At 73.0% G+C, this 12,622-nt stretch carries 12 protein-coding genes; 5 read left to right on the top strand and 7 right to left on the bottom strand.

Going from position 1 to position 12,622, the window contains the following annotated elements; genetic code table 11:
* Positions 1–6: 6 nt before the first annotated feature.
* From AB0C27_RS24670 to AB0C27_RS24660, 3 genes are read right to left on the bottom strand one after another with little or no spacing between them, the layout of a single operon-like run.
* Positions 7–1,320 (bottom strand): AMP-binding protein, encoded by a 1,314-nt coding sequence (locus AB0C27_RS24670; protein ID WP_346110128.1) that lies wholly within the window; start codon positions 1,318–1,320, stop codon positions 7–9.
* The gene (locus AB0C27_RS24665) at positions 1,317–2,147 is read right to left on the bottom strand and encodes an SDR family oxidoreductase (protein WP_357847833.1); all 831 of its coding nucleotides are present in this window, start codon (positions 2,145–2,147) and stop codon (positions 1,317–1,319) included. Before AB0C27_RS24665 ends, AB0C27_RS24670 begins: the two co-directional genes overlap by 4 nt.
* Positions 2,131–2,379, bottom strand: coding sequence for an acyl carrier protein (locus tag AB0C27_RS24660; RefSeq protein ID WP_346110620.1), 249 nt, complete (start codon positions 2,377–2,379; stop codon positions 2,131–2,133). The genes AB0C27_RS24665 and AB0C27_RS24660 overlap by 17 nt, the downstream gene beginning before the upstream one ends.
* A 163-nt stretch (positions 2,380–2,542) precedes the next feature.
* Here AB0C27_RS24660 and AB0C27_RS24655 point away from each other — a divergent pair, with 163 nt between their 5' ends.
* From AB0C27_RS24655 to AB0C27_RS24645, 3 genes are read left to right on the top strand one after another with little or no spacing between them, the layout of a single operon-like run.
* A complete protein-coding gene (locus AB0C27_RS24655; protein WP_357847831.1) occupies positions 2,543–3,376 on the top strand; it encodes a hypothetical protein in 834 nt (277 codons plus the stop codon).
* The gene (locus AB0C27_RS24650; RefSeq protein WP_357847829.1) at positions 3,373–4,989 is read left to right on the top strand and encodes a hypothetical protein; all 1,617 of its coding nucleotides are present in this window, start codon (positions 3,373–3,375) and stop codon (positions 4,987–4,989) included. The genes AB0C27_RS24655 and AB0C27_RS24650 overlap by 4 nt, the downstream gene beginning before the upstream one ends.
* A gap of 20 nt (positions 4,990–5,009) precedes the next feature.
* A complete protein-coding gene (locus tag AB0C27_RS24645; RefSeq protein WP_357847827.1) occupies positions 5,010–6,899 on the top strand; it encodes a glycosyltransferase family 2 protein in 1,890 nt (629 codons plus the stop codon).
* A 10-nt stretch (positions 6,900–6,909) separates the two neighbouring features.
* Here AB0C27_RS24645 and AB0C27_RS24640 read toward each other — a convergent pair whose 3' ends face one another.
* Entirely contained in the window at positions 6,910–8,034 is a 1,125-nt protein-coding gene (locus AB0C27_RS24640; RefSeq protein ID WP_357847824.1) for an aminotransferase class I/II-fold pyridoxal phosphate-dependent enzyme, read from the bottom strand.
* Positions 8,034–9,011, bottom strand: coding sequence for a UDP-N-acetylglucosamine 4,6-dehydratase (inverting) (gene pseB, locus AB0C27_RS24635; protein WP_357847822.1), 978 nt, complete (start codon positions 9,009–9,011; stop codon positions 8,034–8,036). Before pseB ends, AB0C27_RS24640 begins: the two co-directional genes overlap by 1 nt.
* Positions 9,012–9,174: 163 nt before the next feature.
* Between pseB and AB0C27_RS24630 the strand changes: the two genes are divergently transcribed.
* Both AB0C27_RS24630 and AB0C27_RS24625 read left to right on the top strand, forming a co-directional pair.
* Positions 9,175–9,888: a glycosyltransferase family protein gene (locus AB0C27_RS24630; RefSeq protein WP_357847820.1), complete on the top strand. Its 714-nt coding sequence runs from the start codon at positions 9,175–9,177 to the stop codon at positions 9,886–9,888.
* On the top strand, positions 9,885–10,907 hold the full coding sequence (locus AB0C27_RS24625; RefSeq protein ID WP_357847818.1) for a hypothetical protein: 1,023 nt from the start codon (positions 9,885–9,887) through the stop codon (positions 10,905–10,907). Before AB0C27_RS24630 ends, AB0C27_RS24625 begins: the two co-directional genes overlap by 4 nt.
* Positions 10,908–10,953: 46 nt before the next feature.
* On the opposite strand, the gene pseI is transcribed toward AB0C27_RS24625, so the two are convergent.
* Both pseI and AB0C27_RS24615 read right to left on the bottom strand, forming a co-directional pair.
* Positions 10,954–11,997 carry a pseudaminic acid synthase gene (gene pseI, locus AB0C27_RS24620; RefSeq protein WP_357847816.1) on the bottom strand — a complete coding sequence of 348 codons (1,044 nt, stop codon included), beginning with the start codon at positions 11,995–11,997 and terminating at the stop codon, positions 10,954–10,956.
* Positions 11,994–12,485 carry a GNAT family N-acetyltransferase gene (locus AB0C27_RS24615; protein ID WP_357847814.1) on the bottom strand — a complete coding sequence of 164 codons (492 nt, stop codon included), beginning with the start codon at positions 12,483–12,485 and terminating at the stop codon, positions 11,994–11,996. The genes pseI and AB0C27_RS24615 overlap by 4 nt, the downstream gene beginning before the upstream one ends.
* Positions 12,486–12,622 lie beyond the last annotated feature (137 nt).

Here is a 12,622-nt window from a genome sequence, read left to right as displayed (position 1 = left end):
GCCCGCTCATGCGAGTGACTCCAGGGTGCGGTAGTCGATCTTGCCGGACGCCAGCAGCGGCAGCCGGTCGATGTGGTTGACCTCGAACCCGCTCCAGTGCAGCCGCAGCTCGGCGGCCAGCCGCCGGGCCATGAGCACGCGCGCGGGCGGGTCGAGCGTCTCGGTCCAGATGGTCACCCGGTCGTCGCCGGCGGTGACCGCCACCGGGCCCGAGCCGCGCAGCATGCGCTCGACGTCGTCGAGGTTGACCCGGATGCCGAAGATCTTGGCCATCCGCTTGAGCCGGCCGGTGATGTGCAGGAACCCGTCGGGGTCGACCCGCCCCAGGTCACCCGTGCGCAGCACCCCGCCCAGGTCGTCGCCCCTGGCCAGGTCGTCGGCGGTGTCGGCGTAGCCCATCATGACGTTGGGCCCGTGGTAGAGGATCTCGCCGTCGTCGTCGGCCTCCAGCCGCCCGCCGGGCAGCGCGAGCCCGGCCGAGCCGAGCTTGTCGGCCAGCCGCTCGGGCGGCAGGACGGCCATGCGGGCGGTGGCCTCGGTCTGGCCGTACATCACGTAGAACCGGTCGACCTGGCCGGCGAACTCCCTGATCAGCTCGGGGGCGAGCCGCCCGCCGGCCTGGGTGAGCGTGGTGAGGGCGGGATAGCGCTCGCGGTCGAAGCGCATCCGGCGCATCATCGTGTACTGGTAGGGGACCGCGGCCAGCGACGTGCAGCCGTGGGCGGAGAAGTCGGCCCAGAACGAGCGCTCCAGCAGCCCCGCCTCCGTCAGCACCACGGTCGCGCCGGAGATGAGGTGGCTATTGAGCACGGACAGCCCGTAGCTGTAGTGCAGCGGCAGGCTCGTGGGCGAGATCACGTCGGGCCCGATGGACAGCGTCGAGGCGATGGCGGCGGCGTTGGCCAGGACCGCCTGGCGGGACAGGCGGACGAGCCTGGGGTTGCCGGTCGAGCCCGAGGTGGCCAGGAGCAGGCCCAGGTCGGGATGGGGCTCGGGCAGGTCGCCGCGTGGCGGCGGCGGGCCGTCGAGCGGGTTGGTGAACCCGAGCAGCGCGGCCGGCCTGAACCGCTCGGCCAGGTCGGCCAGCGTGGCGGTGGGCAGGTCGGGGTCGAGCAGCGCGATCGGCCGGCCGGAATGCCAGGCACCGAGGTAGCAGAACACCGAGGCCAGGGTGTTGCGCATGGCGCAGAACAGCGGCCCTGGCCGCAGCCCGTCGAGGTTTTCCGCCGAGCGCTTGACGTAGCGGGCCAGGTCGTCGCCCTCCAGGCCCTTCGCGTCTCCCGCGGCGATGAGCCGGGCGCGCGGGTGGGGGAACATCATGGCACCAGCCCGCCGTCCACGCCGAGCACCTGGCCGGTGATGAACGCGGCGGCCGGCGAGACCAGGAACGCCACGGCGCCGGCGACGTCGGCGGGGCTGCCGAGGCGGCCGAGCGGGGTGGCCGCGACGACCCCGGCCCGGCCTTCGTCGTCGAGCGCGGCGAGCAGATCGGTCTCGATGTAGCCGGGGGCCACGGCGTTGACCCTGACCCCTGCGGGGCCGAGCTCCTTGGCCGCGGCCAGGGTGAGGCCGAGCAGCGCGGCCTTGCTCGCCGAGTAGACCGCCTGGCCGGGGCCGCCCGCGCGGCCCATCACCGAGGAGACCAGCACCACGGCGGGAGCCGCACCCCTGCGCAGCAGCTTCAGCGCGGCTTGCAGGGTGTGGATCGCGCCGACGGCGTTGACCTCGAACAGGTGGCTGATCGTGTCGCGGCTCGTGAGGCCGAGCAGGCCGCCGGCGTGCACGCCGGCGTTGACCACGAGGGTGTCGAGACGGCCGTGGCGCTGGTGGATCCGCCGCATCATGTCGGCGAGCCGCCCGGCGTCGGCCACGTCGCCGTGGGCGTGGTCGGTGGCGCCGCCGGTCTCGGCCGCGACCTCGGCCGCCGCCTTCGCAGCGCGCTCCTCGTCGCGGCCGTGCAGCACGACCGTGTGATGAGCCGCGGCCAGGGCGCGGGCGACGGCCCGGCCGATGCCCCTCGTCGAGCCGGTGACGAGAGCGACCCTGCGCTCCACCGAGCCGCCCGCGCAGCACCCGCCGGGGCCGGTCACGCAGCACTCGGCGGGGCCGGCGGCGCCCGCCGGGCGGGGCTCAGCGGGCGGGCGCACCGACGCCGTGCTTCTCGAGCAGCTCGGCCGCCAGCGCGAACGAGCTCATGTCGATCATCTCGTCAGTGTCGATCATGACGGAGAACTCGTCCTCCATCGCGGCGACCAACGCCATGTGCGCCAGGGAGTCCCACTGCGGGATGGCCCGGTATCGGAGGTCGTCGACGTCGGCGTCGGGCGGCAGGTTGAGCGCCATGCGGAACACGGCCCGCAGGCGATCGAGATGACTCATGATCACTCACTCTCTGTCCTCAAGCCACGACGAAGTGTAGCCGCAATTGTTCGGGAAGAAAAACCAAGACCCCGGCCTGGGTAATGGAAGCGTATAACGAGGCGTGACCCGTGATGGGTGCTGGGAATGTCGGGTGGGACACGGCAACCGTACGGGGGGAATGATGGACGAATCCAATCACTGGTACGGGCACTCCCGCATACTCGGCAGATACTGTGGCCTCCCCGAGGATACGCCAAAGCGCATTCAAGGTTTCCTCCAGCACGGATGGAACTATCTGCACGGATTCCCGCCCAACGACCACTGGTGCAGCCCGGGTTATCCCCGTTTCATCTGGTCGGACGTGCTGCGCCGCAGGGGTTGGTCGATGGGCCGGCGCGGTCACTACCTGATCGGCGCGCCCTGGATTTACCTTCTTGACCTCGAACCCGAGCTGGGCGTCCGGCCGGATCGCGAGGGCACGATCTGGTATCCCTTTCATGGGTGGGAAAAGTATTCCGTCAGCGGTGACCACGCCCGGCTGGCCGACGAGATACGAAATGTCGAGACTGGTCCGGTCACCATCTGCCTTTATTGGTTGGAATACGCAAATCCGGACATTCGACAAGCGTATGGATCGAGGGGGTTCCGGGTCATCTGTCATGGCGATCGCGGGTCCCGCTGGGAGGCCAAGGGCCGCGACTTCCTGCGCAAGCAGCTGATCGAGTTGCGCGGCCACCGCAGGGTGGCCTCCAACCGGCTCGGCAGCGCGCTGTTCTACGGCGCCTCGGTGGGATGCGACGTGGCCGTCTACGGAGACCCGATGCAGTACGAGGACGAGCGGCCCGAATACGGCGGCACCGCGCGCCGCCTGCGGCTGTGGCCGGAGCTGCACGGCACCGACGTCGATCGGGAGCTGGCGGCCGAGGTGGCCCGGCGGGAGCTGGGATTCGAGTATCAGGCGACACCGGAGGAGCTACGGCGCATGTTCGGATGGAAGCGGGAGCGCACCGCGTGAACACCAACGAGACACCTGACAACGTGCGGCTGATCGGCGGGGAGATGCTCCTCTGGTCGGACATGTCCGGCCTGGGCGGCGTGGTGGACTGGCGCGGCGCGGCATTGGACCTGCTCGGGCGGGTGATGCCGGACGACGGCAGGGTGCTGCTGGTCGGGCCGCATCCGCAGGCGCTCGTGGACGACGTGGTCGCGCGGGCGCCGTCGGCCGACGTGCTGCTGCGCTCCTACCCCGACGCCTGCGCCCTGGCCGAACGGCATCCGGAGCTCACCGTCCACTGCGGGCGGCTGGAGCTGCTCGCGGCGGAGGAGCCGTACGAGCTGGTGGTGGCCCTCGACGGGCTGCTGCGCACGCACTCGGCCGAGGCGCCCGCCGCCGCATGGGACGAGTCGCTCGGCGCGCTGGCCGACCTGGTCGCGCCCGGCGGGCGGCTGGTCCTCGGCGTGCACAACGACCTGGGCGTGGACCGGTTCGTCGAGGCCAGGCCGACCGGCCGCGAGTGCGCCGACGACCAGTGGGCCCCCCACGGCTTCGACCCCAGCTACCCCGGCGGGCCGGGGGCGCTGGACGTGGGGCTGGAGTCGGCCGGGCTGAGCGTGCAGCGCTGCTACGCGGCCTTCCCCGACCGGCGGGCGCCCAGGTCGCTGCTGTCCAGGGAGGCGCTGGGCTTCGACCTGCCCGAGGCGCTGACGTTCGCGCTGAGCGCGGGAGACGGTGACCGGATGCTGGTCGCCGACCCGCTGCGGGTGACGCGGCTGGTGTTCCGGCACCGGCTGGGCGAGGAGCTGGCGCCGCTCTGGCTGGCCGTGGCCACCAGGCCGCCGCGCGCCGCGAGCGCGTCCAGGGCGGTGGAGCTGCCGCTCGGCCTCATTGAGGACGGCCAGGCCCTGTACGAGCTCACTCCCACGGGCACCCGCCGGCTGCCCGGCGGCGAGGAGCGGCCGGTCCCCGCTGGCCGCGTGGTGGAGGAGCTGCTGGTCGAGGCGTGCGCCCGCGAGGACGTCAGGACCATCCGCGAGCTGCTGTCCGAGCTGGCCGCGTGGCTGGAGGCGGGCGGCGAGGTGTCGGCGGCGGCCGACAGCCTGGTCCACGACGGGGAGCGGTTCGCCGCCGTCAACCCGCCGGCGGCCCCGTCCACGCCGCCCGAGCCGCACGTCGTGCTCTGCCGCATCCTGTGGCGCTTCGCGGTCAGGCTGCTGGCCGCCGGTCACCACCACCCGTGGCCGTGGCCGCTGGAGGCCGACCAGCTCACGCTGACCCTGTGCGGCATGGCAGGACACACCTGCGACCCCGGTGACCTCGACCTGGCCCGCAAGCTGGACGCCGAGCTCGGCCGGCCCGCCGAGCTGGCCGAGGACGCCCCGGCCTACCGCGACCTGCTGGCCGCGCGCGACCGCCTGGCCGACCAGCTCACCGCCGCGCTGGCCAGGATCGCCCGGCTGGAGACCAAGCTCTCCTACCGCGAGCGCGAGCTGGTCAGGGCCAAGGCGAAGCTGCGCAGGACCCAGCGCAAGGCCACTGCCTATCGCAGAACGCTCGGATACCGCCTCTCCCGCCGCCTGGCCCGTCCCCGCAAGGTCGCCCGCCGCGTCATACGCCTGCTGTCCGGCTGAGCCAACGATGAGGAGTGCCCGTGCCGGTTCTTTCGGTGATCGTCCCGTTCCACAACGTCGAGAAGTACATCGGACCCTGCCTCGACTCCATCGCCGCGCAGACGCTGGGGGAGGAGGTGGAGGTGATCTGCGTGGACGACGGCAGCGCCGACGGGAGCGCGGACGTGGTGGCGTCCAGGCGCGCGGCCGACCCGCGGATCACCCTCGTCCGCCAGGACAACCACGGCGTCGGCCACGCCCGCAACGTCGGGGTGCGCCACGCGGGCGGCGACTACCTCGCGTTCGTGGACGGTGACGACACCGTCCCGGCCGACGCGTTCAAGCGCATGGTGTCCACGCTGGAGGACACCGGCTCCGACCTGGCCTGCGGCAACGTCATGCGCCTCTACCACAACCTGCTCATCCCGTCGTGGGCGCACCGCGAGGCGTTCGCCAAGCCGCTCAGGCGCACCCACATCACCCGCCACCCGCTGCTGATCCGCGACCGCATGTTGTGGAACAAGGTCTACCGCCGCTCCTTCTGGGACCGCCTCGAGCTGAGCTTCCCCGAGCGCATGTACGAGGACCAGCCGGTCGCCATGGCGGCCCACGTCGGCGCCAAGTCCGTGGACGTGCTGGCCAGGGTCGTCTACCACTGGCGGCAGCGCGACGAGCCCGCCTCCTCGATCACCCAGCGCCGCCTGGAGCCGGGCAACCTGCGCGACCGCCTGCTGTCGGTGCTCCAGACCGCCGACCTGCTGGCCGCCGCGGCGCCGCGGCTCAAGGACGACTTCGACCGCGACACGCTCGACATCGACATGGGCGTGGCGGTGGAGGCGATGGCGGCCGCCGGCGCGGCGGCCGACGACGACCTGCTCGACCTGGCCGTCCGCTACCTCGACGGCGTGTCGCCGGAAGCCTGGCGGAGCATCCCGTTCGAGCACCGGCTCCTGGTCCACCTGCTGCACCGGCGCCGCCTCGACGAGCTGGCCGCCGTCTTCGCCCAGGCCAGGGACGGCCACCTGTGGCCCAAGGTCGGCTCGGCGGGCATGTTGCGCAAGCGCTGGTACGGCCGGCACCCGTCGCTGCCGGGCCACCTGTCCGAGATCTCCGGCGAGCTGGGCCTGCAGGCCAGGCTGGTGAGCCTCGACTGGCGCGACGGCGTGCTGCGCGGCGCGGGCCGGGTGGCCGTCGGCAGGTTCGACGTGGGCGGGTTGCGCCGGGTGCGGGTGCGGATCTGGCTGGAGGAACGCGGCACCGGCGACGTCATGCTGCTGTCCGACGAGGAGAGCGCCCCCACCTGGGAGAGCGTCGAGGACGAGGAGGGCGGCCGGCTGCCCGAGCACGCGTTCCCGTTCAGGTTCGCCCTCGACCCCGGCGCGATGTCGCGGGCCCGGCTGGCCAGGCACGGCCTGTGGGACCTGTGCGTGCAGCTCAGGGGGCAGGGGTTGCGGCTGGACGGCAAGGTGGCCGGGCCGCGCTGGCTGCCGCCGCCGATCCCGCTGCCCCGGCGCAGGTCGGGGGTGTGGCTGGTGCCCGTACGCACGTCGCGGGGGGCCTGGTGCCTGCGCGTCCGTACGGCGTCGATGACCGTCGGCGACTGCCGGGTGGACGACGGCGACCTGCTGCTGTCGGGGGTGATGACCGACACCGGCGACGGCGAGCCGGTGCTGCGGCTGCGGCGCAGGAACGACGGCGAGGAGATGTACTTCCCCGTCGAGCTGGACGGCCAGGACTTCCACGCCCGCGTGCCCCTGGCCGGCATCGACGAGCGCGTCGGCCACGAGTCGTGGTGGGAGGTGCTGATCGACCAGGGGCGGGCGCAGCGGCCCCTGGTCCGTACGCGGCCGCGCGCGCGGGTCACGGTCGCCGGGCGGAGCTTCCAGATCGACCGGGGCGAGGACGGCTGCCTGCTGTTGGTCGAGCGCTGATCGCGCGAACTCAGGACAGGATGCCCGCCAGCGTCTCCACGACGCGGTCCTGCTGCGCGTCCGTCAGGTCGGGGAAGAGCGGCAGCGACAGCTGCTCGGCGTAGTACGCCTCGGCCCGCGGGCACAGGCCGCGCCGGTAGCCGAGATCCGCGAACACCGGATGCCGGTACGCCGGCAGGTAGTTGACCTGCACGCCGATCCCGGAGGCGCGCATGCGCTCGTACACCTCGCGCCGCCGCCCGTCGTGCACCCTGACGGGGTAGAGGTGCCAGCTCGGCCGCACGTACGCGCGCTGGGCCGGCAGCGTCAGCCCCGGCACGTCGCGCAGCAGCGTGTTGTACCGGGCGACCAGCTCGGCGCGCCGCGCGCGGAAGCGGTCGAGCCGCCGCAGCTGGCTGAGGCCGAGCGCGCACAGCACGTCGGGCAGCCGGTAGTTGAGCCCGAACGCGTGCACCTCCTGGTGCCAGCCGCCCTCGTCGGGTTCACGCTGCTCGGACGGCTCCCTGACCAGCCCGTGGTTCCTGAACGCGGCGGCGCGCTGGAAGCGCTCCGGGTCGCTCGCCGCCACGGCCCCGCCCTCGGCCGTCGTCACGGTCTTCGTCGGGAAGAAGGAGAACGTGGTCAGATCCGCCAGGGCCCCCACCGGCCGATCCTTGTACGCCGACCCGATCGAGTGCGCCGAGTCGCCCACCAGCACCGCCCCGAACCGCTCGGTCACCGTGCGCAGCTCGTCGTAGTCGGCCGGGTGGCCCGCGTAGTCGACCGCCGTGACCGCCCGCGTCCGGCAGGTGACCAGCGCGGCGGCGGCGTCGGGGTCGAGGTTGCCGGTGTCGGGCTGCACGTCGGCGAAGACCACCCGCGCGCCCAGCAGCGCGGCCGTGGCCGCGGTGGCGACGAACGTCAGCGGCGAGGTGACCACCTCGTCGCCCGGCCCGACCCCGGCGGCCACGTACGCGACGTGCAGCGCCGCAGTACCCGACGTGACCGCCACGCAGGGCACGCCGCCCGTCCACCGGGCCAGCTCCGCCTCGAACCGGCCGACGGCGGGCCCCGTGGTCAGCCAGTCGCCGCGCAGCACCTCGGCGACCGCCGCCACGTCGGACTCGGCGATCGACTGCCGTCCGTAGGGCAGCATCAGCCGGCCACCATGGCGCGCAGGTCCTCGACCGACAGCCAGTGCTCGTTGCTGTCGGAGCGGTAGGCGAAGCCCTCGGGCAACTGCTCGCCGGTCTGCGGCGGCGTGTAGCCCCAGGTCGCGATCGTGGGCTGGACCACGTACCGGTCGGACAGCCGCAGCGCCCTGCGGCCGTCGTCGGCGCCGATCATCTCCTCGTGCAGCTTCTCGCCCGGCCGCACGCCGATCTCGTAGATCGGGCTGTCGGGGGCCAGGGCCTCGGCCAGGTCGGTGATGCGCATGCTGGGGATGCGCGGCACGTACAGCTCGCCGCCCTGCATGAGGTCGAAGGAGTCGACCACGAACCTGACCGCCTGCTCCAGCGTGATCCAGAACCTGGTCATGCGCTTGTCGGTGATCGGCAGACTGCCGCCCTGCTCGGCCAGCCGCTGGAACAGGGGGATGACCGAGCCCCTGCTGCCGACGACGTTGCCGTAGCGGACCACGGAGAAGCGGGTCTCGTGGGCGGCGGCGTAGTGGTTGGCCGAGACGAACAGCTTGTCGGCGACCAGCTTCGTGGCGCCGTAGAGGTTGATCGGGCTGGAGGCCTTGTCGGTGGAGAGCGCGACGACCTTGCGCGCGCCGGAGTCGATCGCGGCCTCCACGACGTTCTGGGAGCCGGCGACGTTGGTGCGGACGTACTCGAACGGGTTGTACTCGGCGGTGTCGACCTGCTTGAGCGCCGCGGCGTGGACCACGTATTCGATGCCGTGCATGGCCCTGGTCAGGCGGTCGCGGTCGCGGACGTCGCCGATGAACCAGCGCAGCCGCTCGTCGTCGGCGAACAGCTGCCTGGTCTCGTACTGCTTGAGCTCGTCGCGGGAGAAGACCACCAGGCGGCGGACCCCCAGCGAGTCGAGCGCGTGACGGATGAATGCCTTGCCGAAGGACCCCGTGCCTCCGGTGATCAGAATCGACGATCCACTGAGAATGCTCACGTGGCCCCCTGAAATCGCGCTTACGCGCTGTCGTCGTCGTGGCAGGCGGTAGCATAGCGCGATCGTTCGGTGACTCACAGTGAGTCCTGTGCATGTGACTGAAGTGCACCTCCTGTCACACGCTGTCATCCGGGGGAATGGGGCTTCGGTGCGGATTGTCGGAATGGTTCAGGCTCGGATGGGCTCAACCCGTCTGCCGGGAAAGGTGCTACGGGACCTGGAGGGCCGCTCCGTCCTCGGCTGGGTGGTCAGGGCCGCCCGCGAGGCGGGCGCGCTCGACGACCTCGTCGTGGCCACCACGTCCGAGCCAGGCGACGACGCGGTGGCCGCCGAGTGCGGCCGGCTCGGCGTGGCCTGTCACCGGGGGCCCGTGGACGACGTGCTGACCCGGTTCGTGGGGGCGCTGGAGGGGCGGCGCTGGGACGCGGTCATGCGGTTCACGGCCGACTGCCCGATGCTCGACCCCGCCGTGATCAGGGAGGCCGCGCTGGTCTTCCGCGCCGTTCCCGGGCTCGACTACCTGAGCACGAGCCTGGCGCGTACGCTGCCGCGCGGGCTCGACGTCGAGATCGCCGGCCGGGCCGCCCTGGCCAGGGCGCACGAGGAGGCCACCGGCTTCCACCGCACCCACGTGACCTCCTACATCTACGAGCACCCCGGTGACGCGCGGCTGCTCGGGCTGGCCTACCGCCCGGCCGGCGACGACCTGCGGGTCACGCTCGACACCGAGGACGACTGGCGGCTCATCTCCGCGGTGGCGGCCGAGCTGGGCGACCGGTGCGTGCCGGTCAGGACGCTGGTGAACTGGCTGCGCGAACGGCCGGACGTGCGCGGGCTCAACGCCCACGTACGCCAGAAGGCGCTGCAGGACGCGTGACGGCCGGCACGGTGCGACGGGTGGGGCTGCGCTGCGACGCCGGGGCCGAGAGCGGGGCCGGGCATCTGGTGCGATGCGTGGCGCTGGCGGAGGAGCTGTGCGCCAGGGGCGTCGAGGTGGTCTTCCTCGGCGAGGTACGAGGGTCGGCGTGGGCGCGGGCCCAGCTTCGTGAGCGTGGCCTGCTGCTGGTCCCGGCTCCGCGCGAGCCCGCCGAGCTGGCCGCGCTGGTGACCGGTCTTGGGCTGGACGCGGTGGTGCTCGACTCGTACGTGCTGCCGGAGAAGACCGGTGCCGTGCTCAGGGAGGCCGGCGTCAGGGTGCTGGCCATCGTGGACGGCGACCCGCTGGGCCAGGAGGCCGACCTTTACCTCGACCAGAACCTCGGCGCCGAGCACCGCCCCTTCCCCACCCCCTTGGTCGTCCCCGCCGCCGGCGCCGAGCGGCTGGCGGGCGCGCGTTATGTGCTGCTGCGCGACAGCGTGCGGCGGCTCAGGCGGGATGAGCGCCCGGCCCCGCGCCGAGGCCGGGTGCCGCGTGTGCTGTGTTTCTTCGGCGGCACCGACAGCGCCGGCGTCGCCCCGGCCTGGACGCGGGCGCTCATGGCGACCGGGCGGCCCTTCGCGGGCACGGTCGTCAGCCCGGTGCCGTTCGAGGCCGGGCATTCAGGAGGAGGCGGGCCGATCGAGGTGATCGCGCCGACGGACCGGCTGCCCGAGCTGATGGCCGGCGCCGACCTCGTGCTCACCGCGGCCGGCTCGGCCGTCTGGGAGCTGCTCCACCTCGGCGTCCCCACCGCGCTGACCTGGGTGGCCGGCAACCAGCTCATCGGGTACGAGGAGCTGGTCGGCAGGGGAGTGGCCGCCGGACTCGGCCCCGAACCGGGACCCGAGGCGGTCGGTGTGCTGGCCGGCCTGCTCGCCGACCCCGCCGCCCGCGAGGAGCACGGCCGGCGCGGCCGCGGCCTCGTGGACGGCAGAGGCCGCGAACGCGTCGCCGACGCCCTCCTCGCACCCCGCTGACACACAGCTCCCCGCGCGAGCGGGCCCGGTCGGCGCGAGCGTCCGGCTAGATGAGGTCCCAGGACAGCGGCGTGCCGAAGGGGACGTCGCGGGTGAAGCGGCGGCCCATCACCTGCTCGGCCGCGTCCGGCGGCAGGCCGCCCGCGGGCCGGATCGAGCGCACGTTGTCGGGGCTGACCTGCTCGCCCGCCCGCACGTCACGCACCACGTACAGGGAACGCCGGAAGCGCAGCCCCTCACGCTCCGACGGCCGCGGCCCGATCGCGGCCTCACCCAGCGACCGCCAGGCCCGCTCGCTCTCCACCACCAGCGCCGCCAGCTCGGCCGGCTCCAGCGAGAACGCGGAGTCCACCCCGCCGTCCGCCCGCGCCATGGTGACGTGCTTCTCGATCAGGCAGGCGCCCAGCCCCACCGCGGCCAGCGCGGCCCCGAGCCCCGGCGTGTGGTCGGACAGGCCCACGACCTCGCCCGTCAGCGCGGCCAGCAGCGGCAGCGAGCGCAGGTTGCTCTCGGCGGGGTCGGCGGGGTAGGAGGCGGTGCACGACAGCACGGCGAGCTGCGTGCAGCCGGCCGCGCGGGCGGCCGACACCGCGGCGTCGATCTCGGCGGCCGAGGCCATCCCCGTGGAGATGATCAGCGGCTTGCCGGTGGCCGCCGCGAGCCGGATCAGCGGCAGGTCCACGATCTCGGACGAGGCGATCTTGTACGCCGGCACGCCCAGCTTCTCCAGCAGCTCGACCGCCGTCGGGTCGAAGGGCGCCGAGAACGCGGCCAGCCCCCGCTCACGCGCCCGCTCGAAGATCGGCTGGTGCCACTCCCACGGCGTGTGGGCCCGTTCGAAGAGCCGGTAGAGGTTCTCCCCGCCCCACAGCTCGTGCTCCTCGCCCAGCCGGAACGCGGGCCCGTCGCAGTCGATGGTCAGCGTGTCGGGCCGGTAGGTCTGCAGCTTCAGCGCGTGCGCCCCGGCTTCGGCCACCGCGTCCACGATGGCCAGGGCCCGCTCCAGGCTGCCGTTGTGGTTGCCGGACAGCTCCGCGACGACGTACGGCGGATGGCCCGGCCCGATCGTGCGTCCCCCGATGGTGATCATGTGTGGTCCCTTCTCAGCTCGATCCGCACGACCTGGCGCGGCACCCCGTCCACGCTCCTCCGGTACACCCCCACCTCGACGAACCCGAAGCGCCTGTGCAGCCGCATGACCGGCTCGTTGCCGGCCAGCACCTCGCCGCGCAGCGTGCTCACCCCGAGTGGCCCGAAGGCGTGCTCGACGGCCGCCCGCTCCAGCCCGATCCAGGCCGGCAGCAGCGCGCCCGCCCGGTCGAGGCCGTCGAAGTCGAGGTAGTAGCCCCAGTACGCGCTCCCGTCCGCCACGTCCGAGTAGGTCACCACCCCGGCGGGGGCCCGCTCGTGGTCGTAGACCAGCACCCGCCTGGCCGGGTCGGAGCGGACGGCCGCCCACCAGCGGGCGTGCTCGTCCTCGGTGATCTCGTGGGTGGTGAAGCTGGCGGCGCGCACGCGCGGGTGGTTGCGCCAGCGGAGCATGACCGGCAGGTCGCCGTCGTGGACGTCTCTGAGCACCGCTCCCCCTACTGTTCGTGCTCGATGACTTGCACAACGTAGCGGATTCCGCGTCAGGTAAAGAGCTCATCAGGGACGGGCATCGAAGCCGGGATCGGCCCGCCGCTCACGTCATGCTGCCCTCGAACCACACCGAG

Origin of the sequence: Nonomuraea sp. NPDC048882 (genome assembly GCF_040649755.1) — a bacterium.
Lineage (GTDB): Bacteria > Actinomycetota > Actinomycetes > Streptosporangiales > Streptosporangiaceae > Nonomuraea > Nonomuraea maheshkhaliensis.
Note: the sequence above shows the minus strand (reverse complement) of the source record. Positions and strands in the feature narration are given on the sequence as shown.

Excerpts from the sequence above, each read along its gene's own strand:
- AB0C27_RS24640 (WP_357847824.1), bottom strand. The coding sequence starts at position 8,034 with ATGCTGCCCTACGGACGGCAGTCGATCGCCGAGTCCGACGTGGCGGCG.
- AB0C27_RS24670 (WP_346110128.1), bottom strand. The coding sequence starts at position 1,320 with ATGATGTTCCCCCACCCGCGCGCCCGGCTCATCGCCGCGGGAGACGCG.
- AB0C27_RS24660 (WP_346110620.1), bottom strand. The coding sequence starts at position 2,379 with ATGAGTCATCTCGATCGCCTGCGGGCCGTGTTCCGCATGGCGCTCAAC.
- pseI (WP_357847816.1), bottom strand. The coding sequence starts at position 11,997 with ATGATCACCATCGGGGGACGCACGATCGGGCCGGGCCATCCGCCGTAC.
- AB0C27_RS24655 (WP_357847831.1), top strand. The coding sequence starts at position 2,543 with ATGGACGAATCCAATCACTGGTACGGGCACTCCCGCATACTCGGCAGA.
- AB0C27_RS24630 (WP_357847820.1), top strand. The coding sequence starts at position 9,175 with ATGGTTCAGGCTCGGATGGGCTCAACCCGTCTGCCGGGAAAGGTGCTA.